18 protein-coding genes and 2 pseudogenes are annotated in these 23,695 nt (G+C 68.6%); 6 read left to right on the top strand and 14 right to left on the bottom strand.

Going from position 1 to position 23,695, the window contains the following annotated elements:
- Positions 1-84: 84 nt before the first annotated feature.
- The gene (locus EJV47_RS06200; protein ID WP_165903639.1) at positions 85-678 is read right to left on the bottom strand and encodes an acyl carrier protein phosphodiesterase; all 594 of its coding nucleotides are present in this window, start codon (positions 676-678) and stop codon (positions 85-87) included.
- 208 nt (positions 679-886) lie between these two features.
- On the opposite strand from EJV47_RS06200, the gene EJV47_RS06195 reads away from it, so the two are divergent.
- Positions 887-1,402, top strand: coding sequence for a pyridoxamine 5'-phosphate oxidase family protein (locus tag EJV47_RS06195; protein ID WP_126692286.1), 516 nt, complete (start codon positions 887-889; stop codon positions 1,400-1,402).
- Positions 1,403-1,498: 96 nt separating this feature from the next.
- A complete protein-coding gene (locus EJV47_RS06190) occupies positions 1,499-2,212 on the top strand; it encodes a spheroidene monooxygenase (protein WP_243651037.1) in 714 nt (237 codons plus the stop codon).
- A gap of 334 nt (positions 2,213-2,546) precedes the next feature.
- Here EJV47_RS06190 and EJV47_RS06185 read toward each other — a convergent pair whose 3' ends face one another.
- From EJV47_RS06185 to EJV47_RS06175, 3 genes are all read right to left on the bottom strand, one after another.
- Positions 2,547-4,871, bottom strand: a complete 2,325-nt coding sequence (locus tag EJV47_RS06185; protein WP_126692285.1) for a DUF5682 family protein — start codon at positions 4,869-4,871, stop codon at positions 2,547-2,549.
- 85 nt (positions 4,872-4,956) lie between these two features.
- On the bottom strand, positions 4,957-5,964 hold the full coding sequence (locus EJV47_RS06180; protein ID WP_126692284.1) for a hypothetical protein: 1,008 nt from the start codon (positions 5,962-5,964) through the stop codon (positions 4,957-4,959).
- Between the two features lie 62 nt (positions 5,965-6,026).
- Positions 6,027-6,230, bottom strand: a complete 204-nt coding sequence (locus tag EJV47_RS06175; RefSeq protein ID WP_126692283.1) for a hypothetical protein — start codon at positions 6,228-6,230, stop codon at positions 6,027-6,029.
- Between the two features lie 81 nt (positions 6,231-6,311).
- On the opposite strand from EJV47_RS06175, the gene EJV47_RS06170 reads away from it, so the two are divergent.
- Positions 6,312-7,319, top strand: a complete 1,008-nt coding sequence (locus EJV47_RS06170; protein ID WP_126692282.1) for an IS701 family transposase — start codon at positions 6,312-6,314, stop codon at positions 7,317-7,319.
- A 1,232-nt stretch (positions 7,320-8,551) separates the two neighbouring features.
- On the opposite strand, the gene EJV47_RS06165 is transcribed toward EJV47_RS06170, so the two are convergent.
- The 3 genes from EJV47_RS06165 to EJV47_RS06155 all read right to left on the bottom strand — a co-directional run bounded on the left by EJV47_RS06165 (position 8,552) and on the right by EJV47_RS06155 (position 10,175).
- Entirely contained in the window at positions 8,552-9,214 is a 663-nt protein-coding gene (locus EJV47_RS06165) for an IS630 family transposase (protein ID WP_243651057.1), read from the bottom strand.
- 8 nt (positions 9,215-9,222) lie between these two features.
- Entirely contained in the window at positions 9,223-9,699 is a 477-nt protein-coding gene (locus EJV47_RS06160; protein WP_126692280.1) for a helix-turn-helix domain-containing protein, read from the bottom strand.
- A 206-nt stretch (positions 9,700-9,905) separates the two neighbouring features.
- Complete coding sequence (locus EJV47_RS06155; RefSeq protein ID WP_126692279.1) at positions 9,906-10,175, bottom strand: CPCC family cysteine-rich protein; 270 nt, start codon at positions 10,173-10,175, stop codon at positions 9,906-9,908.
- Positions 10,176-10,264: 89 nt separating this feature from the next.
- On the opposite strand from EJV47_RS06155, the gene EJV47_RS06150 reads away from it, so the two are divergent.
- Both EJV47_RS06150 and EJV47_RS06145 read left to right on the top strand, forming a co-directional pair.
- On the top strand, positions 10,265-11,026 hold the full coding sequence (locus EJV47_RS06150) for an IS5 family transposase (protein WP_126692278.1): 762 nt from the start codon (positions 10,265-10,267) through the stop codon (positions 11,024-11,026).
- A gap of 63 nt (positions 11,027-11,089) precedes the next feature.
- A complete protein-coding gene (locus EJV47_RS06145; protein WP_126692277.1) occupies positions 11,090-11,248 on the top strand; it encodes a T9SS type A sorting domain-containing protein in 159 nt (52 codons plus the stop codon).
- A 125-nt stretch (positions 11,249-11,373) separates the two neighbouring features.
- Here EJV47_RS06145 and EJV47_RS06140 read toward each other — a convergent pair whose 3' ends face one another.
- From EJV47_RS06140 to EJV47_RS06120, 5 genes are all read right to left on the bottom strand, one after another.
- Positions 11,374-13,392, bottom strand: coding sequence for a beta strand repeat-containing protein (locus tag EJV47_RS06140; protein WP_126692276.1), 2,019 nt, complete (start codon positions 13,390-13,392; stop codon positions 11,374-11,376).
- 41 nt (positions 13,393-13,433) lie between these two features.
- Positions 13,434-15,005, bottom strand: a complete 1,572-nt coding sequence (locus EJV47_RS06135) for a glycine rich domain-containing protein (protein WP_126692275.1) — start codon at positions 15,003-15,005, stop codon at positions 13,434-13,436.
- An 81-nt stretch (positions 15,006-15,086) separates the two neighbouring features.
- On the bottom strand, positions 15,087-18,602 hold the full coding sequence (locus EJV47_RS06130) for an LVIVD repeat-containing protein (RefSeq protein ID WP_126692274.1): 3,516 nt from the start codon (positions 18,600-18,602) through the stop codon (positions 15,087-15,089).
- Positions 18,603-18,798: 196 nt separating this feature from the next.
- On the bottom strand, positions 18,799-19,563 hold the full coding sequence (locus tag EJV47_RS06125) for a LytR/AlgR family response regulator transcription factor (protein ID WP_126692273.1): 765 nt from the start codon (positions 19,561-19,563) through the stop codon (positions 18,799-18,801).
- 9 nt (positions 19,564-19,572) lie between these two features.
- Positions 19,573-21,501 (bottom strand): sensor histidine kinase, encoded by a 1,929-nt coding sequence (locus tag EJV47_RS06120; RefSeq protein WP_165903637.1) that lies wholly within the window; start codon positions 21,499-21,501, stop codon positions 19,573-19,575.
- A 323-nt stretch (positions 21,502-21,824) separates the two neighbouring features.
- Between EJV47_RS06120 and EJV47_RS06115 the strand changes: the two are divergent.
- Positions 21,825-22,721, top strand: a pseudogene (locus tag EJV47_RS06115) (Tn3 family transposase); the annotation flags it as partial.
- A gap of 137 nt (positions 22,722-22,858) precedes the next feature.
- Here EJV47_RS06115 and EJV47_RS06110 read toward each other — a convergent pair.
- A complete protein-coding gene (locus tag EJV47_RS06110; protein ID WP_126692270.1) occupies positions 22,859-23,566 on the bottom strand; it encodes an SMI1/KNR4 family protein in 708 nt (235 codons plus the stop codon).
- Positions 23,567-23,588: 22 nt separating this feature from the next.
- Positions 23,589-23,695: pseudogene (locus EJV47_RS29110) on the bottom strand (IS982 family transposase); the annotation flags it as partial.

The raw sequence follows: 23,695 nt of genomic DNA, 5'->3' as shown, positions 1-23,695 counted from the left end.
CGGCAAAGCGCCCGGGCCGGGTTCGTTCACGATGATTCCGGCAGCATCAGGCCGTGGTCCAGCTCCGGCCGGGGCCGCCGGCCACTAATGAATTTCGGCCGCGGCTGCCCGTAGCTCCGGCCAGAAAGCCTCAAAATCGGCCTCGTAGGCGGCCCGCTCGGCCAGGAACGCGGCCCCGCCGGTGGCCAGCACCTCCGCGCCGGGCACCCGCCGGCTCAGGCCCAGCAGAGCACGTTTCAGCCCTTCGGGGTCGGCGTAGCCGCTCAGCCAGTCGCCCGCGCGCATGTGGTGCAGCATGTGCTGCAGGCGCTCGGGCAGCTCGTGGCGGCGCTGGTGCAGCAGCGCGTACATGCGCTGGGCAAAGGCGGGCAGCGGCTCGGCGGCATCGTAGTGGTAGCGCGCGAAGTGGCGGGCCAGCAGGTGGTCGTAGCCCACGTCGGCCACCACGCCGGCCCACTTGCCCAGGCCGGCCTCGCGCAGGCGGGCCGTGCTGCGGCGCACCACCGGGTGCGCGTCGGTAAACGAGTCGATGAGGCGGTGCAGGCGGATGCCGCGCTGCACGGCGGGCGGATAGGCGGCCACGGCGGCGCGGCCGCGCACGGCTTCGGCGGCGAAGTTGCCGAAAAGCAAATCGGCGTCGTGGGGGCCGGAAAGAACGAGGTGGGCGAGGAAGTTCACGGGCGGGGCCGCCGCGCGGCCGCGGCTGATAGCTGAAGGGAATAGGGCCGCAGAAAGCCGTAGCGGTGGCCGCCGCTGCGGCTCAGCTGGCCGGGGAGAGTACAAACTTGACCCGCTAATAGTTATGAGCGCGGCCCAACCCGGCCGCCGCCCCGCCCGTAAGCCGGGGTACTTTTCCCTATTGATTCCACACCAAAACACCCGCCTCATGGCCTCCGAAAAAACGCCCGTAACGCACGACCTCTCCAAGCTGTTCGAGAAAATCAAGGACGTGCGCATTGCCATGCTCACCACCACCGACGAGCAGCGCCAGCTGCACTCGCGCCCGATGTACACCATCAAGCCCGAGCACGACGGCTCCCTGCTGTTCTTCACCGACGCCGACTCGGCCAAGGTATTCGAGGTACGCCGCGACGACAGCGTGAACCTGAGCTACTCCAACCCCGAAGACAATGTGTACGCCTCCGTCACCGGCACCGCCTCGGTGTACCACGACCAGGCCAAAATCAACGAGCTGTGGTCGGAGCCGATGCGCGCCTGGTTTCCCAAGGGCAAGGACGACCCGAGCATCCGCATCCTGAAAATCGTCATCGAAAAGGCCGAGTACTGGGATTCGCCCAGCTCGGTGTTGAGCCAGGCCTACGCCTACGTGCGCGCCGTGGTAACCGGCGAAAAAAGCAAGGACGACGACGTGAACCAGCACGCGCAGGTAAAAGCCCGCTAGCTTTGCCTGCCCACAAAAAAGGGACGGAAGTTATTCCGTCCCTTTTTTGTGGGCAATTTGCCACTCCGCCCGTTTCCCGCTTACCCGCTTCGTCCGTTGCCTCTCACCACGCTTTCCATCATCACCGTGCGCCCCGACAGCCGCCGCTGGGCCCTGGCCCGCATGGGCACGGTGCCGCCGCAGCTGCGCCGGGTGCCGGGGCTGCGCTTCGCCAAGCTGCTGGGTTCGGGCTTCGATTTCGGGCTGCGCCCCAACCTGCAGCGCTACGGCTTCATGGCCGAGTGGGACGACGAAGCCGCCGCCGAGCGGTTTTTTGCCACGCACCCGGCCTGGCAGGCCTACCAGCAGCGCGCCGCCGAGTTGTGGACGGCCTACCTGCAGCCCCTGCAGGCCCACGGGCGCTGGGCCGGCGCCGCCCCCTTCGCGGCGGCCGCTGCAGAAGGGGCAACAGACGCTTCGGACGGGCCCGTGGCCGTGCTGACGCGGGCCAGTATCCGGCCGCTGCGGGCCTGGAGCTTCTGGCGGGCCGTGCCGCCGGTGAGCCGGGCCGTAGCCGCCGCGCCGGGGCTGCTGGCCGCCATCGGGCTGGGCGAGCTGCCCATCATCCGGCAGGCCACGTTCAGCCTCTGGGAATCGGTGGCGCTGATGCAGCAGTACGCCTACGGGGCCCGGCACGACGGGCAGCACCGCGACGTGGTGCGCCGCACGCGGCAGGAGCGGTGGTACGGGGAAGAGCTGTTTGCCCGCTTCCGGGTGCTGCGGGCCGAGGGGAGCTGGGATGGGCGTAATCCGCTGACCGCGGTGCAGTAGCCGCTGCCCGGGCGCCAGTCAGCCACCGCCGCACAGGCACCAACGTGCTCGGCAGGACGAAACCAGAAAAGCAGGAGAGCGGGGCTGAACGCTGGCGGTAAGCGCTTCGGGGCCAGGCCAGGTAAGCGGGAATGCACGTCTGGCCAGGCACAAAAAAAAGAGCAGACCACCCGTCACGACACAGCCCCACACCTGAAGCTGCGTCAGTTGCCGCATTTGACGGGCGGCCTGCTCACTACAAAGGTAGCAGCTCGAAAAACCGCCACCACACCGCATTTTTACGGGTTTTGGGCGCGGATTAGTACGGAATTATCCTGCGCGTTTTTGGACAATTTCAGGCTAACTCCCTTAAGCCCAACAATTCCCGCAACACCGGTACTACCCGCTGGCTACGCGCCAAATCGAACTCGACGGTGGCGGCCGCCGCGGCCGGGGCCGGGCCGCTGACGGCCAGGGCCAGCACCTGCTGCCGCTCGGGCGGGCTGAAATCGGTGAAGGCGCGGCGCAGTAGGGGCACGGTTTCCTGGAATACCTCCTCGGGCAGCTGGCCCAGCCACTGGTCGAGCAAGTCGAAGAGCTGACGGTTGTGAATCAGTAGTAGGCCCGAGCCGCGCAAGAAGCCTTCAATCCAGGCCGTGGCGTACTCGGTGGGTTGAGCCGGGGCCAGAGCCAGGCCCAGCAGGCGGGCCGTATCGTCGAAGCTGAGCTGCTGGGCATCGAAGAGCAGGCGGGTGGCGGCCCCGGCCAGCAGGCCGCTGCTGCGGGGCTGCCGGGCCACCACGGCCAGGGCCTCGCGCCAGGGCTGCTGCAGCGCCTCCTCGGGCAGGCGGGCCAGGGCCTGGTGCGCCGCCTCGATGAGGGTGAGCAGCGGCCGGGCGGCGTCCACATCGAGGCCAGTGACGGCCAGGGGCAGCGAGATGCACAGGCGCGGCACGAGGTGGTGCACCACCTGGGCTACCTGCGTGGCGTCGGTGCGGCGCACGTTGCCGTAGCGCAGCACCGATACCAGCGGGGGCAGGGCCGTGAGCAGCCGGGCCACGTCGTGGGTGTCGGCGCTGAGGGTTTCGAGGCGGGCTACCAGCGCGGGCAGGGCCGGGGCGAGGTCGGCCTGCAGGGCCTGGTGCAGCAGCTGGCTGAGCTGGCCGAGGTCGGTGGCCTGCTGGGCTTGGTGCCGGGCGGCCCCGCAGGCGGCGGCCAGGAGGGTGTTGCCCCAGCGGCCGGCTTCGAGCACCTGCAGCACCAGGGCGGGCCGCCACTGCAGCTCCCACACCTCGTGGAAGGTGCCGCTCTTGCCCGTCACGCCCTGCTCTTCACCCCAGGCTATGCCCAGCAGCGTGAGGCGGTGCAGCAGGTGGCTGCGGCCCAGATCAAGGTCTTTGCGCAAGTCCAGGCTGAGGGTTTTTGCGCCGGCTTCGGGCTTGAGGCGCAGCGTTTTCTGCTGCAGAGCCAAATCCTGCTGCAGGGGCGAGGCGGGCACTTCCTCGGGCACCTCGCCCAGCTTCTCGCCGATAACCAGCTGCTGGTGCACCAGGCTCAGGGCCTCGGCGTAGCCCCCGCCGAAGATGCTCACCGCCGCCTCCTCCAGCTCCTCGATGCCGGGCAGGGCCAGCCCCCGCACGGCCGCCAGCGCCTCGGCCAGCCGCACCCCCCCGATGGCGTGGGCCGAGGAGGCATCCAGCTGCTGCGCCCGCAGCAGGTGGGCCGCCCGCACCATCCAGTGCGTCACCACCGTTTCGTGGGGCTGCTCAAACAGCAGCTCGTACCAGGCCGGCGACAACACGCCCGCCCCGTAGCCCGACTGCCGGGCCAGCCGCTCGTAGGTCCAGGGCACCCAGGTGGCCTCGGTCTTGACCTTGCCGAGCCCTTTCAGCCGGGCTTTGTCGTCCTTGGCGAAGCCCGGCAGGCCTTCGAGGCGCAGCACCGGCGCGTGCCAGGCCCCGCACACCACGGCCACCCGCTGGTAGCCCTGCCGGAGGGTGGCGCGCAGGGTTTCGCGCATGTAGGCCTCGCGCAGCAGCGTCTCCTCCGATTCGGGCTGGGCCAGCTCCTCGCGCAGGGCCGTCATCATCTGCAGTACCACGTCGAAGGCGTCGGCGTGGCCGGCCGAGTGCTCGATGCGGGCTTCCCACCACCGCTCCCCGTCGGTGTAGCCGTCGAGGCGGGCCAGGTGGGCAATGGGGTCGTACTGCCACGTAGCCTCACCCCCCGCCCCCCTCTCCGAAAAAGGCGAGGGGGAGCCAGGCGAAGCAGGTTCTGCGTCTTCAGGGGCTGCGGTAACTTCCGCCTCCATGGCTACTGGTTCTGCCGTGCCGGGCAGCTGCTCCACCGCGTCGGGCAGGGCGAAGCGCAGGCTCATGGGCAGATCGAAGCAGCGCAGGTGGGCGCCGTGCTGCTGGCACCACCGGGCCGTTTGCCACTCGGGCGAGAAGTAGGCAAAGGGCAGAAACGTGGCCTGGCGGTGCTGCTTGGGATTGTAGAGCAGCAGGGCCACGGGCGGCTGCAGGGCGGCGTTGGCCGTCAGGGCCAGGGCGGCTTCGCCATCGGCGGGGCATTCCAGCAGCACCACGTCGGGCTGGTACTCGTCCAGGGCCTTGAGCAGGGAGGCGGTGCTGCCAGGGCCGTGGTGGCGGATGCCGAACAGGCGCAAATCGGTAGGCATATGAGCAGGGGCGGAGGTCGGTAGATGGGCGGGGCAGCGGCGGCGCGAAACCAGGGAATGAGGTTGCCGGCGCCAGGGTGGGTTTTTAGCAGTCGTGGTCTTCGAGGCGCTGCACGGCTATGCCGGCCTGCTCCAGGGCCGCGGCCAGCCTGGGCAGGGCCGGGGCCTTATAGGCATCCTGCAGGCTCAGGCCGGCCAGAATCAGCTGCACGTTGCCGCCGCCCTTGGCCGGGTGCAGGGTTACCAGCTCCACCGGGCCGGGGGCCGCATCGGGCAGCAGCACGGTGTCGAAGGTGGTGGATACGGCCCAGGCGGCTTGGTCGGCGGCGCGCCACAGGGCCACCTGGGTAGGGGCGAGGCGGCCCTGGAGCGGGGCGGGCGTTTCGAGCAGACCTTCCCGGTACAGGGCCCGTTGCGACTGGCGCCAGCGCGTTTCAGCCGCCGCGTCGAGCGGCAGGGGCGGGCTGTCGTGGTAGGAATAGCCCTGCTGGTACTGGGTGTCAACTAGCTGCGGGGGCGCGCTCAGCTTGGCGAAACTCGCCGCCAGGGCCGCCGATTGCGCCAGCGCCGCCTCGTAGAAGGGCCGGGCGGCCGTCAGCACGTCCCGCCAGTCGAAGTACAGCCCCGCCGCGGCCGGGCCCGACTGCTCCTGCCGCACCCCGCCGTAGACCGACAGGCCAATGCTGAGCAGCGGCGTTTCCCACTTGGCCGTGTAGACCACGCTGCCCCAGCCGCCGCCCACAAACGCGGTCGGGCCGGCCTGCGTGGGCGGGCCCAGCAGCCGGGCCAGCGGCTGCACCCAGTAGGCCGGCTCGGCCGGGCCGCTGCCGGCGTGCCCAGGCGGCGGGGCCAGCTCGTAGCTGACCTGCACGATGGGCTTGTGGCGGGCCGGGGCGCGCAGGTTGTACTCCACCGCCGGCAGGCCCAGCACCGCCTGGCAGCGGCCGCGCAGGTTGGGCCAGCCGCCGTAGGAGGGCAGCCAGCCGGGCGGCTCCAGTTGGGCCTTGGCTTCGTCGAGGGTGCTGCCCCAGGCAATCGGCTGGTCGTCGACGGGGAAGTAGCGCGAATCGAAGGCGGCAGGTGACGAGGGCATGAAAAAGCTGAGTAGCTGGTTGGAAGCCTGAAAATCGGAGCGCGGATACGGGGCCGCCCTTGTCAGACCGACGAGGCAGGCGCGGGGGCCAGCCCGCGCGCCTGCAGCAGCTGCCGGGCGGCTTCCCGGGCTGCGGGCACGAGGGTTTCGTTGCTGAGCATCTGCCGCAGGCTTTCGTCCGATTTGCGGGCAAAGGTGGTCTTGAACTGCGTTACCCGCTCCTGGTAAGCGGTACGTTGCTGCTGCGGCGTGGGCTTGGGCAGCACGTACTGGCGCAGCAGGCGGTGGGCAGCGTCCTGGTTCAGGAAGTTAGGAGTTACGCAGTTGAGATTTTGGTAAGTTAAGGCATGAACGCGCCCAAAGTTGTAGCCGAGGATTACATTCAGTTCTTAGTGGCCAGCCCGGTCGCGGTGAGTGGCACAGAAGCCGCCCGCGTGCATCCGACTGCCACGGGGCTGGTGGCCCACGATTCGTTTACGCGCTTGCTGCACCGCTTGGAGCCGGATGCGGCCACGCTCTGGCAGGAAGCGCAGGCGTTGGTCAGGCCCGGTTCCGGCGTGCTGATGCTCGACGATACGACCCTGGACAAGCCCTACGCCCACAAGATGGGCTTGGTCACGCGCCATTGGTCGGGCAAACACCACGCCGTGGTGCAGAGCATTAACCTGCTCACGCTACTGTGGAGCGACGGTCAGCGCCTGGTGCCGCTCGACTGCCGTCTCTATGATAGGGCCCACGACCACCTGACCAAAAACCACCATTTTCAGCACTTGGTGCAGGCGGCCCACCAGCGGGGGCTGCATCCCCCGTGCGTCTTGTTCGATAGTTGGTACGCGAGTTTGCCCAATCTGAAATTGGTGCGCGCTTGCGGCTGGCGCTGGCTCACCCGCCTGCATGCGAACCGGCTGGTCAACCCCGATGGGCAGCAGCTACGCCCGCTGCGGGAGTGTGCTGTGCCCGCCGACGGGGCCCGCGTCTGGCTCAACGGCTACGGCTTCATTCGCGTGTTCCGGTTGGCCGCCCCAGACGGCGGCACGGACGCGGCCCAGTACTGGGCCAGCAGCGAACCAGCGCTGAGCGAGGCCGAGCGCCGGCCGCTGGCCGACTTGGCCTGGGGCATCGAGCAGTACCACCGGGGGCTGAAGCAATGCTGCGGGGTAGAGAAAGCCCAGGTGCGGGCCGCCCGCGCCCAGCGTAACCACATCTGTTGTGCGCTGCGGGCGTTTCTACGACTGGAAGTGCAGCGCCAACAAACGGGACGCAGTTGGTATGAGGCCAAGAAACTGCTGCTGCGAGAAGCCATCCGTGCGTATTTGCCCCAGCCGACCTATCTGCTCAATCTGGCAACTGCGTAACTCCTAAGCCTATACGAGAGCGGGCTTCGTCGTGGAAGGGCGTCTCCGACAAGCGGCTTGTAGGCAAGGCGTGTTTCACGATAAGATTGTAATGTCCGTATTGAAAGCAGAGTGGCAGCCGCAAGGCGCAGCAGACCAGATATGGCATTCGGAGGGCAATTATGGCATAGTGGTTCAGAATACCCCCTATAAATGAACAAGTGAGCCAACCATCCACCGAGCGGGCAACTGGCACCAAAACCACCCGATTTGGTTCAGAAAACTTGTTCAACAGTCAAAGTACAATTAACTCGTCTATTGCGACGAGCAAACTGTACTTTAGTGCTAGAATAGCAATTACAATCACCTGCTTTTCAATATGTTAACTCTTGTTAATCATGAGGCAGCGAGGCTGCTGCTGAGTTAGCCAATTAACTTCTGTACCAAACTTTTAACCGAGGCCAACGTCGCGTCAGGTTGCTGGCGCAGGCAGGCGACGGGCAGCTGCTGCGCGGCTGTGCTGAGCAGCGGCGCCGGGCCGCCGCGATGGGGCAACGGGGCCAACGTGCCGCGCACATGTTGCCGGCGGCGCAGCTTGGTTACGAAGGAAACGGAGACGCCAAAGCGAGCGGCCACGGCCGTGAGCGTACCGCCAGCTGTGCGGGCCGCCATTACTCGTTCGCATAGATCAGTAGAATACGCTTGCATGCCTCAACCTACTCCAAACACAGTACATTGATTTGAGAATCGCTCTAACAGTAACCGTATAGTCGGGTTCGACTCTGGCTAGCAACTCATCGAGCTTGTCGCGCCGGGTTTGTCTGCTGTGGCAGTCGTCGGGGGTGAGCCAGTAGTGCTTGCAGCGGTGCCAGCGAATTTCGATCAGGTTCAGCTCGGCACAGGTGGCGGGCAAAAACCGCAGGCGCCACCCAGCTTAACGTGCCCACGCTGACGACTACATGCAACTCGGCCGCCACGCGCGGCACGAGCCGGTGCAGTTGCTGGGTGGCTTGCTCAAGTCAGGCCACTATTTTTTTGCGCTGCCGGAACTAGGCCTGCAGCCACCCGTGCACGGTGCCCCGGCACAGCCAGCGCCCGCCGCCTCATACACGGGTGCGGTCCGTGCTGGCTGCTGGATCCTAAACAGGAAACTGCGGCCGCGTTCAACACGGTGGCAGGTAATAGCATGATACATGCTACGACCCGCGCATTATACGCTTACTTCTGGATGGAGACTTAGTCCTCAGACCGGGTCAAATTGAGGGGTAAAGTTTTGTGAGCCGTCGGCGCGCGTCTGCTGTGGTGAGGTGCCACTGGATGGTGGCCTTGCGCTGGTTGCGGGCGGCTACCCACGCCTGGACTTGCTGGTCAAGCTGGTCGATGCCGCCCAGGCGGCGGTGGCCCAGGCATTGGCGCACCAAAATGCTGAACTCGGTTTCGACCACGTTGAGCCACGAGCCGTGCACGGGCGTGTAGATAAACTCGACCCGTTCGGCCAGGCGCCGCGCCCGTTCCGGCGGGTAGCGGGCGTAAAAAGCGGCCGCCGAATGCGTGTTGAGCTGGTCACAGACGAGGCGGATGCGCGCGGCGGTGGGATAGACTTCTTCGGCCAGATGAGCCACCAGTTCGGCAAACTCCAGGCGCCGGCGCTGCGGGCGTACCCACGCCTGGCGCCAGCCGCGCAGCGGCTCGAAGGCCAGGAGCAGGCAGCACAGGCCCCCGCGCACGTATTCCGCGTCTTGGCGCAGCACCCGCCCGGGTTGCAGGGGCAGCGGGTCGCGGGCTTCACCGACCAGCGCGCAGGGCCGTTCGTCCACACACACGAGCGGAAACCGGGCGTCGTAGGGGGCCGCGTAGGCGTCCAGTACGTGTTCCATGGCCGCGGCAAAGGCGGGCGAGCCCTCCGCCGGTATCACCCATTGCTTCACGCGCTGCGGGTGCAGCGCGTTTTTTTCAGCGTCTGGCGCACCGTTTCGCGCCCCACCGGCACCCCGAGCCAGCCGTGCTGGCAGGCCAGGTCCACGAACGAGTCGGTGAGCAGGCGCACCGTCCAGCGTGCCCGGCCGGCCGGCGGCGCCGAACACGCCAACGCGATAAGCTGCGCTTCGGCCGCGCCGTTGATCTTGGGCGGGCGCCCGGGCACGGGGCGGCGCACGCGCAAGGCGGCGTCCAGGCCGTCGGTGGCGTAGCGGCGGCGCACTCGCTCCACGGTGGCCACGCCGCAGTGCAAGGCGTCCGCGGCCTTCTCATCGGTCCACCCAGGCCCGTGTGCCCCGCCGTCGACCAGCAACAGGATGCGCGCGTGCAACAGGTAGCGGGCCGCGTGCGTGCCGCTGCTACAGTGCTGCAGCAACGTGGCGCGGGCAGCCGCGTCGAGTTCAACGTGATGTTTGGCTGGCATAGCAGTGAGGAGCAAATACCGTCTGTATACGCACCCCTCACTATCAGGTGGAATAAGGACTTAGAGCGTGTTGGGGATTTCAATAGTGCCGAGGTTAGAGCGAGTGCCTAACTCCATCTTAGGTAGGAAGGATGCCTTCCAAGTTGCCCCCAATCTCGTCTGGGTCTGAAGTACTTTGCAGGAAGTACTTCAGTGATTGTGCTTGTTTATGCTTGATCCGGCAGTTCATCGGGCAGCGGGGCGCGAACATATCGCTGCATGCCAGGCTCACAGGCGCCGTACTGCGCGTAATGCAGGCGCGCTTGTTCTAAACTGAGCTTGTTTGCCCCACCGGCGTAGGTTGGCTCGCGTAATTGCACGCCATCATCCTCCCAGTAGCACACCGGACAGATGTCAAAGCTATTATCTGGCGGAGCATCAAAGGTATAATAGCTACAACAAGGACATGGGTAATTACCGTGTCGGTTCGCTTTCATGAGCCAGGAGCGTGTTGGGCAGTTGAGTAGGGCGTAAACAGAAACGAGCCAGTAAGTTGGGGCGGGAGTTCCTAGGCTTCCGGCCCCGTATGGTTGAGTGCTTTCAACCCCTTACTGACTCGCAGTGGCAAGGTATGATTCCGTTGCTGCCGCTGCAACGCAAACGTCGCTTGTGCCTGCGCCACGTGGTCAACGCGCTGCTTTACGTGTGCCGCACGGGCTGCCAGTGGCGCAGCCTGTCGGCGGTATTTCCGAAGTGGACAGCCGTGTATTACTACTACCGGCGCTGGCAGCAGGACGGCACGCTGCCGCGGCTGAACCGCTGCTTGATGCAGGCCGAGCGCGTGCGCGAAGGCCGCGCCCCCACGTCGGCCGTGCTCTGCTTGGACAGCCAAAGCGTGAAGCTGGCCCCGCGCATCTGCGAAGCCCGTGGGCTGGACGCGCACAAACGCGTGAACGGTCGCAAACGGCAGCTGCTGGTCGACACGCAAGGCCGCGTATGGGCCTGCCGCATCCACGCAGCCCACCAGCACGACGGGCACGGCGCAGCTCCGCTACTGCTCGAACGCCGCCACTGGGGCCCGCGCCTGCGCGCCGTGGTTACCGACCAAGCCTACCGCGGCCGCTTTGCCGAAGGGCTGCTGGCACGCGGCTTGCGCCACGAGCTGGCCAGCCGTCCGCCTTCGACCCGCGGCTTCGTGCCCGTAGCCCAGCGCTGGGTCGTCGAGCATACGTTTGCCTGGCTCAACTGCTTCCGCCGCCTCGTGGTCGACTACGAGCACCTGCCCAAAAGCCACGCCGCCTGGCTTCTCTGGGCCAACATCACCCTCTGCCTAAATCGAATCACGTAATTCCCCAACACGCTCTTAACAACACTTCATTAGGGAAGAACGGCTGGACTAATTTCCTTAGCGTTGATTTTCGTTCCTAACAGCATGGGCCAGCTGGTGCTGAGCCGGCAGGCCGGCGCGGCGCAGGAGCTGGCGCTGCCGGCCCTGCCGGCGGGCGTGTACCTGCTGGAGGCGCGCAGCGGCAGCCGCCGCGCCAGCACCCGCTTGGTGGTGGCCGAGTAACGGAATTATACCGCCCACAGCCAAACAGTCCCTAATGTTTGCGGACCGTATGGCTGTGGGCGGTTGCCGACTGTGCGCACCGGCGGCGAGGTCACCGGACATTCCGTAGCGGTGGTCCCGCAGGGCTACGGCAGAGCCAGCCAGTTCAAGGTGGGGTTCTGGCCCCAGCCGGCGCCGCCGCCGTCCTCGCGGCGGATGTTGACCACGAAGCCCGTGGCCGACACCGACCGCACCGTCACGGCGAAGGTGTCGTTGACGTTGCCAAAGGCAGGGTCGTTGCGCACAGTCACGAGCACGGTGGCCGGGGCGCTGGCGTAGGCGGCCGGGAAGGTCACGGTCAGCGTTTTGAAATCCGAGCTGCTGGTGCCCACGCTCACCGCGCCCGTTTGCTGAGCCGGCGGCAGGGCAGTGGTGGCCAGGTTGCCGCTGGCGTCGGCCGTGACCAGGCGCGTGCCCGTGCCGGCCAAGCTTTCCAGGCGCACATTGGGCGTGCCACCGGTGCCGGCCACGTGCAGGCGGGCGGTGGGGGCGCTGGTGCCGATGCCCACGCTGGCCGCGTTGCCGAGCACCACGGTGTTGCTCTGCGTCAGCGTCACGTTGGCGCCTACGGCCGTAGCGTTGGTTAGCGCGTCGCTGCCGGCGGCCGGGCCGCTGTTGGCGCCTAAGATGCTGAGCAGGCTGCCGGTGCGGTTGTTGGTGCCCGTGAGCGCGCCCACAAAGGTGTTGTCGGAGCCGGTGGTGCCGCCGTTGCCGCTTTCGCGGCCCAGATACACGTTGCGCGAGCCGGTGGTGTTGCCCACACCGCTCAGGCCTCCCAGAAAAGTGTTCCGCTCGCCGGTGGTATTGTCGCGGCCGCTCTGCGGGCCCACCAGCACGTTACGGTCGCCGGTAGTGTTATACGCCCCCGCCTGTGAGCCCACAAACAAGTTGCTGGCCCCCGTGGTGTTGCTAAAACCTGTCTGAAAGCCTAGAAAAGTATTGTTGTAGCCCGTGGTATTTCGGTTGCCCGCACCCTGGCCGGCAAACACGTTGAAGTAACCGGTTGTGTTACTGGCCCCGGCCAGCGAGCCGACCAGCACGTTCTGGTAGCCGGTGGTGTTGGCGAAGCCTGCCTGAAAGCCCAGAAAGGTATTTTCGATGCCGGTCGTGTTGGTGTAGCCCGCACCAGCGCCGGCAAACACGTTGTAGTAACCGGTGGTCGTGTTGTTACCGGAGTAGGCGCCCAGCATCACGTTCCGGTAGCCGGTGGTAGTGGCGTTGCCGCTGTAAAACCCGCTGAACGTGTTTTCGTAGCCGTTAGTGTTGTTTTCGCCGCTGCCCCTGCCCACAAACACGTTGAAGCTGCCGGTGGTGTTGCGCCCGCCAGCCTGGTAGCCATAAAAGGCGTTGTTGCTGCCGGTGGTATTGTAGAAGCCGCTCTGCGCACCCGTGAACACGTTCTGCGAACCGCTGCTGTTGTCCTGACCGCTCAAGTCGCCAATGAACACGTTGTCGCTGCCGGTCGTGTTGCTGTAGCCCGTCTGGTAGCCCGTGAATACATTGCGGCTGCCGCTGGTGGTGTTCGGCCCGCTCTGGTAGCCGGTGAACGTGTTTCGGGCGCCCGTGCGCAGGAGCATGCCCGCTTGGTAGCCCACCGCCTGATTGTAGAGGCCCGCTTGGGTACCGGCGTCGGGTGCCAAGGTCGTGCCGGTCTGAAAGCCCAGTAGCAGATTGCGGCCGGCCGCGTTCTGGGCCAGGTTCAGGCCCCCGTCGGCGCGCACGCCCAGGCCCACGGCCGTACCCAAGTCGGCGCCGGTGCCCATGAGTGCGTTGGCTTGCAGGTTCAGGGGCTGGGTGGCGGTGTGGTTGCCCAGGTTGTCGCCGCTGCGGGCTTTATCGGGGATGAACACCCACTGGCCGCCCACGGCGTACCAGAAACCGCGGCGCCCGTCGGTCTGAAACACCAGCAGCCCGTCGGGCGGGGCGCCGATGGCGGCGCGGGCGGCCGAGTCCAGGCGCGGGATAAGTAGGCCTTTATCGGCGGACCGAATGTCGAGGGCTGCGGCAGCGTCGGGCGTGCTGGTGCCGATGCCCACCGACTGGGCCTGGCCCGACAGAGCGGGTAGCAATGCGGCGGCCAGGGCCAGGAGATTGAGTGCTTTCATGCGATACGAAAAAAGCGGCAAGAGAAGTGGGGCACCGCCCGCTAGGGCTGGGCCAGCCAGCAGAGTACCGGGTTCTGGCCCCAGCCGGCGCCGCCGCCGTCCTCGCGGCGGATGTTGACCACGAAGCCCGTGGCCGACACCGACCGCACCGTCACGGCGAAGGTGTCGTTGAAGCTGGAGCCGGCCTCGTTGCGCACGCTGCACACGACGATGTTCGGGGCGCTGGCGTAGGCCGCCGGAAAAGTCACGGTCAGGGTCTTGAAGTCGCCGCCGTTGCTGCCGATGCTCACCGTGCCCGTCTGCAGGGCGGGGGCGGTGGCCGTCAGGTTGCCCGTGGCGTCGGCCGTCACCAGGCGCGTGCCCGCGCCGGCCAGGCTGCTCAGGCGCACGTTGGCGGTGCCACTGCTGCCGGCCACGTGCAACGCGGCCTGCGGGCTGCTCGTGCCGATGCCCACGTTGCCGGTCTGGTAGTAGAGGCCCGCGGCGCCGAGCTGCCAGCCGCCCACCAGGTTGGCTACACTAAAGGTTGGGGCCGGCAGCACCACCGGCGTAATGGTCAGGCGCCCGTGTTGCTGCACCGGGGCCAGCGCGTAGCTCACGTTGGCCGCGCCCGGCATCGCCCACGACGAGCCGCCCCCACCGGCGCTGCCGTTGTTGTTCCGGTAGACAGCCCCCCCGCCCCCGCCCCCGTAGTAGCCGCCGCCGCCGCCGCCGCTTAGCTCAATGGCAAAGCTGGCAGTCCGGCCATTCCCGCCAGTAGGGCCGGTGCCGTTGGCGCCGCCCCCGTTCCCGATGCCCGGCCCAGCTTGGGTAGCGCCCGTGCCGCCGGTCACCGAGCCGCTGGCCCCGTCGGCCCCGTTGGGAATGCCGCCCGTACCGCCCAGATTGGTGGTGGAGCCACCCGCGCCACCGGCTACCAGCAGAGCGTTGCGGCTGGCCAGGTAGTCGCCGGTGCTGCCCAGGGCGCTGGCCCGGCGCAGGTCGGTGGCCCCGCCCCCTCCCATGCCTCTGAATAAGACGTTGCCTACCTGAAAACCACCGGAACCGCTCCCACCGCCGTTGTAAGGGGTAACGCTAGAATTAAGGGCACCGGTAGAGCCGTCGTCGCTGCTCTGGCCCACCTCCACGGTCAGCACCTCGCCGGGGAGCACGTCCAGCGTGGCCGACACACGCGCCCCCTGCCGGAATACAGCATTGGAAGTGGTCCAGCCCGAGCCGGCCCCGTCGGCCACCACCTGAATCTGGGTCACGCCGGCCGGCACGGTGTAGGTTTGCGGGCTGCCGGTGTAGCCGTAGGTCGTCGTGGCCGGAGCGGCGTTGCCGGCCGAGCCGCCCGCGCCCGTGCCCAGCACCTCCTGCCAGCGCGCGCCGTCCCAAGCGTTGAGGGCGCGGGTGTCGAGGTTGTAGACGAGCAGGCCCGTGGCGGGGTTGGCAATGGCATCGCGCTGGGCCTGGGTGAGGCGCGGGGGCAGCAGGCCCTGGTTATTGCCGGGGCTGCGCACGTCCAGGGCAGCCGAGGCGTGAGGCGTGGCCGTGCCGATGCCCACCGACTGGGCCTGGGCAGCGGCGGGTAGCAGCGCGGCCAGTGCGAAAAACATGAATAACTGTTTCATGGACCCGAAATCAATTACAGAGAAAGGTTTTTAGAATTGGGCCTTGGCGTCCGACGCCGGGTAGCGGGGCCGCGCCGGACCCTAGGGCAGCGCCAGCCAGCTCAGAGTCGGGTTCTGGCCCCAGCCTTGCCCGCCGCCGTCTTCGCGGCGGATGTTGACCACGAAGCCCGTGGCCGACACCGAGCGCAGGGTCACGGCGAAGGTGTCGGTGTAAGTCGTGCCGGCCTCGTTGCGTACGGTCACGAGCACGGTGGCCGGGGCGCTGGCGTAGGCCGCGGGGAAAGTCACGGCCAGTGTCTTGTAGTCCGAACCGCTGGTGCCGATGCTGGCCGCGCCCGTTTGCATGGCGGCGGTGGTGGCCAGGTTGCCGCTGGCGTCGGCCGTGACCAGGCGCGTGCCCGAGCCGGCCAGGCTTTCCACGCGCACGTTGGGCGTGCCGGCGGTACCCGCGACGTGCAGGCGCACGGCCGGGCTGCTGGTGCCCACGCCCAAGCTGCCGCCGGTGGTCACGGTGCCGGTCAGGGCGGTGGTGCCGCTGACGGCCGCGTTGCCGCTGATGGCCGCATTGCCGCTCACGTCCAGCGCCTGCTGGGGGCTGCTGGTGCCCACGCCCAGCCGGCCGCCGGTCAGCCCGAGGTTGAAGCCGCCCAGCGCCAGCGTCGTGTGCTGCAGCAGCGTGCCGCCCAGGGCAAAGCTGTTACCGGTTTTGGTCAGCCCGTTGGCGGCGGTGGTCGGGTCCAGGCTGGTGGCGGTGGCCGTGCTCAAGTTGCCGCTCGCGTCCGCCGTGACTACGCGCTGCCCAGCGCCGCTCAAGGCGTCGAAACGGCTGCTGCCCGCCACGTGCAGGCCCGCCTGGGGCGTGGCCGTGCCGATGCCCACGCCCGTGGCCTGGGCCGTCAGCAGCACGGCGGCGTTGTTGATGGTCACCCGGAACACAAAGTCGCGCGCGGGGTCGAAGCCGGCGGCGCCGTTGGGGTAAGGGCCGATGGACGAGTAAGCCCAGCCCAGGTTGCCGGCGCCGCGCAACTCCAGCGTGTACGCCTGCCCTTGGGTGAGCGTCAGGCCGCCGAGGGCAAACACGTACGGGGCCGGTCCGCCGACGGCCACCGTAAACGCCTGCGGGGCGCTCAGCAGCAGCGTGCCGGTGCCCGCCGCGCCGGCCCACACGTTCAGCAGCAGGGAGCGGCCGCCGGCGCTGCTGGAGAGCGTCACTTCCACCTGCGTCAGCGCGCCCGTGGCGGCGGCCGTGAAGGTCTGGGTTTCGCCCGGGTTGCCCACGGTGCGGAAGCTATTGGTCGGTCCGAGCACGGCCGGATCGGCCACGTTCTGCCCCACGCCGTTGGTCAAGCGAAAGCTGTGCGGGCCCAGGTCCAGCGCGGTGGGTTGGCTGAGCGCGCCGCCCAGCGCGAAGGCGCTGCCGGTTTTGGTCAGCCCGTTGGTAGCCGTGGTCGGGTCCAGGGCAGCGGCGGTGGCCGTGCCCAGAGTACCGTCGGCCTGGTTGGTCACCACGCCGGCCGTGGCCAAGCCGCGCAGGCGGGCCGGGCCGCTCACGTCCAGCGCCCCGCCCGCCAGGCCCCCGGCCGCCGCCACCGTGCCGCTGGCGCCGATGTTGCCCGCCACGTCCAGCGGCTGCTGCGGCGCGGCCGTGCCGATGCCCACGTAGCCGCCCGTCAGGCTCAGGGCGTAGCCGCCCTGGTTTAGGGTTGTGGGCTGGGTGAGCGTGCCGCCCAACGCGAAGTTGTTGCCGGTCTTGGTCAGTCCGCTGCCGGCGGTGGTCGGGTCCAGGGCGGCGGCCGGGGCGCTGCTCAGGTAGCCATCGGCGTCGGTGGTGACCACGCCGGGCGTGCTCAGGCCGCGCAGGCGGGTCCCGCCCACCACGTCCAGCGCCGCCGCGGGCTGGTCGGTGCCCACGCCCACGTTGCCGTTGTTGGCGATGCTCAGGCGTTTCTGGGAGTTGGTGTAGAAATCCAGGCCGTACTGGTTCGCTCGCCCGGCCGCGTTGGCCTGGCGCTGGCTGCCGATGCCCTCGCCCGTACCCAGGGCGCCGAAGCGCAGCGCTTCTCCGCCCACTGTGCCCGGGTTGGTGTCGCCCACGTCGAGCACCACCGATTTGGCGGTCGTGACCACGTCCCGCAAGTGCGTGGAGCCGCCCACCGTCAGCCCGTTTTGCAAGGTCGCGCTGCCTTGCAACTCCGTCGAGCCGCTGACCCGCAGCTGGTTTTGCAACCATGCGCCGCCCGCGAGCGTGAGCGGGCCGCTCACCCGGAGCTCGTCACGCAGGGTGGCCACCCCGTTCACGTCCAGCGTGGTTTGGGGCGCGGCCGTGCCGATGCCCACCCGGCCGCCGGCGCGGTACACGTAGTTGCCGCTCTGCTGCCAGTAGTTGAGCGCCGAGAGGGGCAGGTTGCTCAGGCTGCCGTCGGGGTTCTGGCCCACCACGCCGGCCGGGGTGGGCAGCACCCGAAACAGCTGCAGCGAGTTGCGGAAGGCGTTGACCACGTAGGCCGTGGTGCCGCTCAGGGCCAGGGCCTGCGGCGTGCCGTCGGTGGTAGCGCGGCCCAGCGGGGCGGGCGCGGCGGGGCGGCTGCGGTCAAACGCCTGCAGCGAGGTGGAAGCGTAGCTGATGACGGCCAGCAGGGGGCCACTCAGCGCCACGTCGGCCGTGCCCGTGTCGGTGGTGAGGCTGGTGAGCAGCTGCGGGGCCGTGGGGGGGGCGCAATCCACCACCAGCAAGGCGTCGGGGCTGTAGGAGGTGAGGTAGGCCGTGGTGCCGTCCACCGCCACGCGGTACGGTGAGCCGGACAAGGCCAACCGGCCGCGCAGCACCGGGGCGCCGGGGGGGGCGCCGTCGAACAGCTGCAAGCTGCGGGCGGTGTAGTTGGCCACGTACACGGTGGTGCCGCTCACTGTTACGCCCTGGGGCGAGGCCTCGGTGGCGGCGCTGCCGAGCAGCTGCGGGCTGGCCGGGTTGGCGCAGTCGTAGGCCAGCAGTGCGTTGCTCAGCGGCTCCACCACGTACGCGGTGGTGCCGCCGACGGCCACGTCGTAGGGCACGCCGCCGATGGACACGCTGCCGCGCAGCTGCGGGGCGGCCGGGTTGCTGCAATCCACCACCAGCAGGGCGCCGGGGTTGTAGGTCACCACGTAGGCCGTGGTGCCGCTCACGGCCACGGCCAGGGCCGCGCCGGGGGTGCTCAGCTGGCCGCGCAGCACCGGCGCGGCGGGGTTGGCGCAGTCGTACACGGCCAAGCGGTTGCTGCCGGAGCTGGCCACGTACGCGGTGGTGCCGCTCACGGCCACGTCGGCGGGCCCTGGGTCCGTGGCGACCTGGCCCAGCAACGCAGCGGCAGCGCCCAGGCCAGCGGCGGCCGGCAGCGGGGCTGCGCTCAGGTTGCCGTCGGCGTCGGCGCGCACCAGTTGCGGAGCGGTAGCAGCCGGGTTGGCCAGGCCGCGCACGCGGGCGTTGCCGTTCACGTCGAGCGGCTGGGTGGGCTGCGTGGTGTTGATGCCCACGTGCTGGGCGCGCAACATGGTGGGGGCCAGCAACAGCCAGGTGCGCAGCGCTGGGCCGAGGAGGCGTCGTAATGAAGCAAGCATAGCGGGTGAGCAGTTGAGCCGGCCCGAACGGCCAACTTCCAACTCCAAAGTTGAGCTCTAGGAGGCTGCACCCGCAAATTCAGGTGGGCCAACGACACAACGTGGGGGGTAAACGGCAGCCCATGCAGCCGCAACCCCGGGGCGAAACCGGGGTGTCCTGTACCTCCCCCGGTGGGGAGCCGGCGGATGCGGGGCTTCACCCAATCAGATTCAGTCCGCGCAAGAGGTCTTCGCGGTAGGCCCGCCCGATGGCTACGCGCTGCCCGCCCACCTGCACCGTGCCCGCGCCCAGGTCGATGTTTTCGATGCCGTCGGCCTGGACCAGCACGCCGCGGCGCACCCGCACGAAGCGGCCGGCGGGCAGGCGGGTTTCCAGCTCGCGCAGGCTGAGCTTGACGGTGTGCTTGCGGCCGCCGCGGGTGTGCAGGTGGCAATAGGAGTCGTCGGCCTGCACCCAGAGCAGCTCGGCGTAGGGCAGGCGCACGAGGCGGTTGTTTTCGCGCAGAAACAAACTGTCGCGCACCAGCAGGCCGCTGCCGTCGGCGCCCGGCTCGGCGTCGGGGCGGGCGCCCTGGGTGCGGGCGAAGTTGAGCACGGCCAGCTCGATGGCCCGGCCCAGCACGGCCGCGTCGTAGGGCTTGGGCAGAAAGGCGAAGGGCCCGGCCGCCCGGGCCCGCTCGAAGGTGGCCGCGTCCTGCAGACTGCTGACGAAGATGAGTGGCACGGCCCGCTCCGCGTTGAGCTGCAGGGCCAGGGCAATGCCGTCGTCGGCACCCTTCAGGCGGATGTCGAGCACCACCACGTCGGGCGCCAGCTCGCGAAACAGGCCCCGCGCCTCCGCGGCGCTGGGGGCCACGCCCACCAGCTCGTAGCCCAGCTCGCGCACCAGCACCCGCAGGGCGCGGGCCTGCACAGGGTTGTCTTCGACGGCCAGGAGGCGCAGGGTGGGGGCAGCGGGCATGGGGCTAAATTAGCGGGCGGCGGGCAAATCAAACCACAGCCGGGCCCCGCCGGGCTGCCCGGCGTTGTGGCGCAGCTCGCCGCCGAGCAAGCGCACGAACTCCCGGCACAGCGGCAGGCCCAGGCCGGTACCCACCTCCCCGCCGGTGCCCGGCGTGGGGGCCGCGCCGGTTAGCGCGGCGGGCGGCAGCCCCGGCCCGGTGTCCGCCACCTCAACGCGCAGCTGTCCGGCCGCCGCGGGCGTCACCCGCAGCTGCACCGTGCCGCCGGGCGGGGTAAATCGGACGGCGTTGCCGAGCAGGTTGCGGAGCACGGTGGCCAGCGCGTCGGCGTCGGTGCGCAGGGGCGGCAGGTCCGGGGCCAGGTCCAGCTGCAGCTGCACGCCCTTGGCCGTGGCGGCGGGGCGCAGCAGGGCGGCGGCGGCCTCGGCCACGGCGGCGGCGGCCAGGGGCTCGGGCCGCAGCAGCACCTGCCCAATCTGGGCGCGGGCCCAGCACAGCACGTTGTCGAGCAAGGCTGCCATCTGCCGGGCCGATTCGCCCAACTCGGCGGCCAGGGCGCGCAGCTCGGCGGGTTCGGGGGCCTGGGCGTAGTGCGTCAGCAGGGGCTGCACCTGCTGAAAGGCCGCCACCGGGCCGCGCAGGTCGTGGCCCACCACGGCCATGAGCTGGTCCTTAGTGCGGTTGGCTTGGCGCAGGGCGGCCTCGGAGCGGGCCAGGGCGGCGCGGGAGCGGCGCAGGCGCAGCATCAGCCAGCCAAACAGCAGCAGGGCGGCCAGCAACGCCACAGCCGCCGCGCCCAGCTGGCGCAGGCGGGCGGCCTGGCGGGCGGCTTGCTGGCGGGCGGCCTGCTGCTGCCCGCGCAGCTGCCCGATGCGCAGCTGCTGCTGGGCCACGCGGTAGCGCACCTGCAGGGCGGCCAGCTCGCGGGCGGCGGCGGCCCCGCGCAACGAGTCGTTCAGGGCCAAGTAACGGCGCAGGGTGCGGTAGGCGGCCGGGGCCTGCCCGCTGCGGGCCAGGGCCTCGGCCAGGTTGTCGAGGGCCTCGGCTTCCAGGTCGCGGGCGTGGGCGGCGCGGGCCAGGGCCCGGGCCTGCCGGCTCAGGGCTACGGCGGCGGGGTGGCGGCCCCGGGCGGCCTGCACCAGGGCCAGGTTGTTCAGGTCGCCGGCCTGGCCCAGGGTGTCTTGCAGAGCCCGGTTGAGGCGCAGGGCCTGGCGCAGGTAAGTTTCGGCCAGGGGCAGCTGGCGCAGGTCGTAGGCGGCGGCACCCAGGGCGCGGGTCGCCAGCGCCTGGTGGGTAGAGTCGCCGGCCTGCTGGTAGGTGGCCAGGGCCCGGCGCAGCGGGGCCAGGGCCCGGGCCGGGTGGCCCCACTGCTGGTAGAAGTTGCCCAGGTTCAGCTCGAACAGGGCGCGGTCGGCGGCACTGGCAGTGGACGGCAGGGCGGTGCGGGCCTCGCGAAACTGCGTTTCGGCCCGGGCCCAGGCCTGCTGCTCGGTGAGGGCGTTGCCCAGGCCCATGAGGGCAAAAGCCAGCAGGCGGCGGTGCGCGGGGGTGGGCGGCAGCTGGCGGGCAGCGGCCACGCTGGTCTGGTAATAGCGGGTGGCGGCCACCAGCTCACCCTGGTACAAAGCTGTTGTACCCAAGTCGTTGGCGCAGCGGGCCTCGCCCAGACGGTAGCCTACGCGCCGGGCCAGAGCCAGGCCGGCCTCGCCGTAGCGGCGGGCGGCAAGCAGGTCACGCCGGCTCAGCTGCCAGCATAGCTCGTCGAGTACCTGTACGCGCTGGGTGTCGGGCAATTGGGTGCGGGCCAGTAGCCGCCGCAAGCTGTCGGTGGGCGAGGAAGGGACGGGGCCGCCGGCGCGGGCGGGGCAGGCAACGAGCAGCAGACAGACCGCCGTGCCTACGCAATGGCACCAGGGTAAAGAAGAAAACAGCGGCATGGAGTTATGCGGTAACGCGCAAAATATATCACCCATGGCGTTTTGACCTAGGGCGTACGGACAAATGCTAGCACCAGCGCGTGCACGACGTGCGTATTGGGGGTCTTTTAGCAAGTGGACATAATTCTACGCTAAACACCCGGGAGATTGGCGGAACTCCCTCCATTAGGCAAGCCTAAGTGCGCAAGGCAGCGGTGGATGGTAGCCCTGCCGACACCGAGTAGTTGGCCCTTTCGCGAGGCACCATGCCCGACAAAATTTGACCGCAAGACCTTAGCGTTGTTTTTCGTTCCTACTCTAGTTAGCCCCCCTACAAGTATTTCGGCCAGGACAAAGGCATCGTCTCCTACGGCTTCCTCGACGACCGGCACCGGCTGTTCCACTCCGTGACCATCAGCGCCTCCGAGCGCGAGGCGGCCTACCTGCTCGATGGGCTGTTGCACAACGACGTGGTCGAGTCGACCATTCACTCCACCGACACGCACGGCTTCAGCGAAGTCAACTTCGCCGTCACGTTCCTGATTCAGGTCGCCTTCGCCCCGCGCATTCAGTCGTTCCAGGACCAGCAACTCTACGCCTTCGCCGGGATGGAGGTGCCCGACCTGACGGCCCACGGCCTGGCGCCAGTCAAGCGCCTGGACCGGGTGCTGATCGAGGCGCAGTGGGACACGCTCGTGCGGCTGGTGGTGAGCCTGAAGCACAAACAGGTGACGGCCTCCACCGTGCTGCGGCGCCTCAACTCCTATTCCCAGCACCACCCCGGGTACCTGGCCCTGCGCGAGCTGGGCCGGGCGGTCAAGACCGAATTTCTGCTGCGCTACATGGACGACCAGGGGCTGCGCAAGCGCATCGACGAGCAGCTCGACAAGCTCGAAAGCACCCACTCGCTCGCCCGGGCCGTGTTCTACGGGCAGAACGGGCAGTTGCCCTACGCCGGCAAGGAAGAGCAGCAGTTGGCCGATGCCTGCAAGCGGCTGGTGCAAAACGTCATCGTGTGCTGGAATTGCCTGTACCTGAACCAGTACTTACTCCAGGCCCCAGCCGCCGAGCGACAGGCCGTGGCCGACGCCATCGCCGCCAGCTCGCCCGTGAGCTGGCAGCACATCAACCTGTACGGGGAATTCGATTTCTCCGACGAAGCGCTGAAAGACTCCCTGCGCTTCGATCTGGACGCACTCTTTGCCTTCCGATGGGAGGAGCCGCCCGCCCCGCCCGTTTAACTTTTGTACCAAACTTTTAACCAAGGCCAGTAGTCGGGGCGGTGCCGCTGCAGCAGCTCGTCGAGGCGCTGCAGCAGGCGGGCGAAAACCACTGAATTGCTCATGCCAACAGGTAGGATGAAAGGGGAGGCCGGCGCTCAGGCGGTGAAGTGCTCAAACGTCGCGTTCAGCTGCGGAAAGCTCATTTCCCGCTGCAGCAGCTGCTCAAACTCGGCCTGCGGCAGCAGGGTGTCGACGGTGTAGCGCCGGCGGGGCAGCACTACGGTTTCCGTCTGCAGCGGCCGGGCGTATACCTCGGTCAACACGGCGTTCCAGGCCGGCCGCAGGTAGGGGCTGATGGCCGCGGCCGCCCGTTGCCAATCCGCCCGCAGGGCCTCGAAGTCGGCGTAGCCCTCCACATCGTACGAGTCGACGGACGTGGCCCGGTCCAGCATTTCGCGGAAAATAAAGGCTTCCAGCGAGGGAGCCAGCACGGTGGTCTGGTTGTCGTCGTGCAGCGAGAGGATGACGGGCACTTCGCCGCCGGCCGGGGCGAGGCTGGGGCAGAAGGCGTACACGTCGCCGCCGCCGGTCTGGCCCAGGGGCACGAAGCGGTGCGCCGGGCTCCAGTCTTCCGGCCATTCCCAGCTCAGCACTTCCTCCGGGCGCATCAACTCGAAGTCCTGGGCGTAGAACAGCACCGGCGGCCGCTGCTGCAGGCGCGGAAAAACGTCCCGGCGCCAGTGGGGGTGGGGGTAGCCGCCGTCGGGGAACCAGTCGAGCATGCCGTTGTGGTACAGGCGGTGGTACAGCGCGGGCAGCTGAAAGTCGTATTTGCGCTCAATGGCGGTTAGCAGGTCGGACATAGTAGCAAACCCAAGTTGCGGGTTACAGTCCGAAGCGGTCGATTGCGTGTACAAAGACGAAGAGGCCGATTTTAAGGGCGAAGCCGGCGGCCGTGGTGGCGTGGATCTTCTTGGGGAAGCGCTCAGTCA

The organism is Hymenobacter gummosus, from assembly GCF_003970915.1.
Classification (GTDB): Bacteria; Bacteroidota; Bacteroidia; order Cytophagales; family Hymenobacteraceae; genus Solirubrum; species Solirubrum gummosum.
This window is presented reverse-complemented; position numbering and strand designations above follow the sequence as displayed.

What these genes read in the sequence shown, in the direction of transcription:
- EJV47_RS06135 (WP_126692275.1), bottom strand. Translation starts at nt 15,005, where the DNA reads ATGAAACAGTTATTCATGTTTTTCGCACTGGCCGCGCTGCTACCCGCC.
- EJV47_RS06160 (WP_126692280.1), bottom strand. Translation starts at nt 9,699, where the DNA reads ATGCCAGCCAAACATCACGTTGAACTCGACGCGGCTGCCCGCGCCACG.
- EJV47_RS06120 (WP_165903637.1), bottom strand. Translation starts at nt 21,501, where the DNA reads ATGCCGCTGTTTTCTTCTTTACCCTGGTGCCATTGCGTAGGCACGGCG.
- EJV47_RS06140 (WP_126692276.1), bottom strand. Translation starts at nt 13,392, where the DNA reads ATGAAAGCACTCAATCTCCTGGCCCTGGCCGCCGCATTGCTACCCGCT.
- EJV47_RS06155 (WP_126692279.1), bottom strand. Translation starts at nt 10,175, where the DNA reads ATGAAAGCGAACCGACACGGTAATTACCCATGTCCTTGTTGTAGCTAT.
- EJV47_RS06125 (WP_126692273.1), bottom strand. Translation starts at nt 19,563, where the DNA reads ATGCCCGCTGCCCCCACCCTGCGCCTCCTGGCCGTCGAAGACAACCCT.
- EJV47_RS06180 (WP_126692284.1), bottom strand. Translation starts at nt 5,964, where the DNA reads ATGCCCTCGTCACCTGCCGCCTTCGATTCGCGCTACTTCCCCGTCGAC.
- EJV47_RS06170 (WP_126692282.1), top strand. Translation starts at nt 6,312, where the DNA reads ATGAACGCGCCCAAAGTTGTAGCCGAGGATTACATTCAGTTCTTAGTG.
- EJV47_RS06150 (WP_126692278.1), top strand. Translation starts at nt 10,265, where the DNA reads ATGGTTGAGTGCTTTCAACCCCTTACTGACTCGCAGTGGCAAGGTATG.
- EJV47_RS06185 (WP_126692285.1), bottom strand. Translation starts at nt 4,871, where the DNA reads ATGCCTACCGATTTGCGCCTGTTCGGCATCCGCCACCACGGCCCTGGC.
- EJV47_RS06110 (WP_126692270.1), bottom strand. Translation starts at nt 23,566, where the DNA reads ATGTCCGACCTGCTAACCGCCATTGAGCGCAAATACGACTTTCAGCTG.
- EJV47_RS06130 (WP_126692274.1), bottom strand. Translation starts at nt 18,602, where the DNA reads ATGCTTGCTTCATTACGACGCCTCCTCGGCCCAGCGCTGCGCACCTGG.
- EJV47_RS06195 (WP_126692286.1), top strand. Translation starts at nt 887, where the DNA reads ATGGCCTCCGAAAAAACGCCCGTAACGCACGACCTCTCCAAGCTGTTC.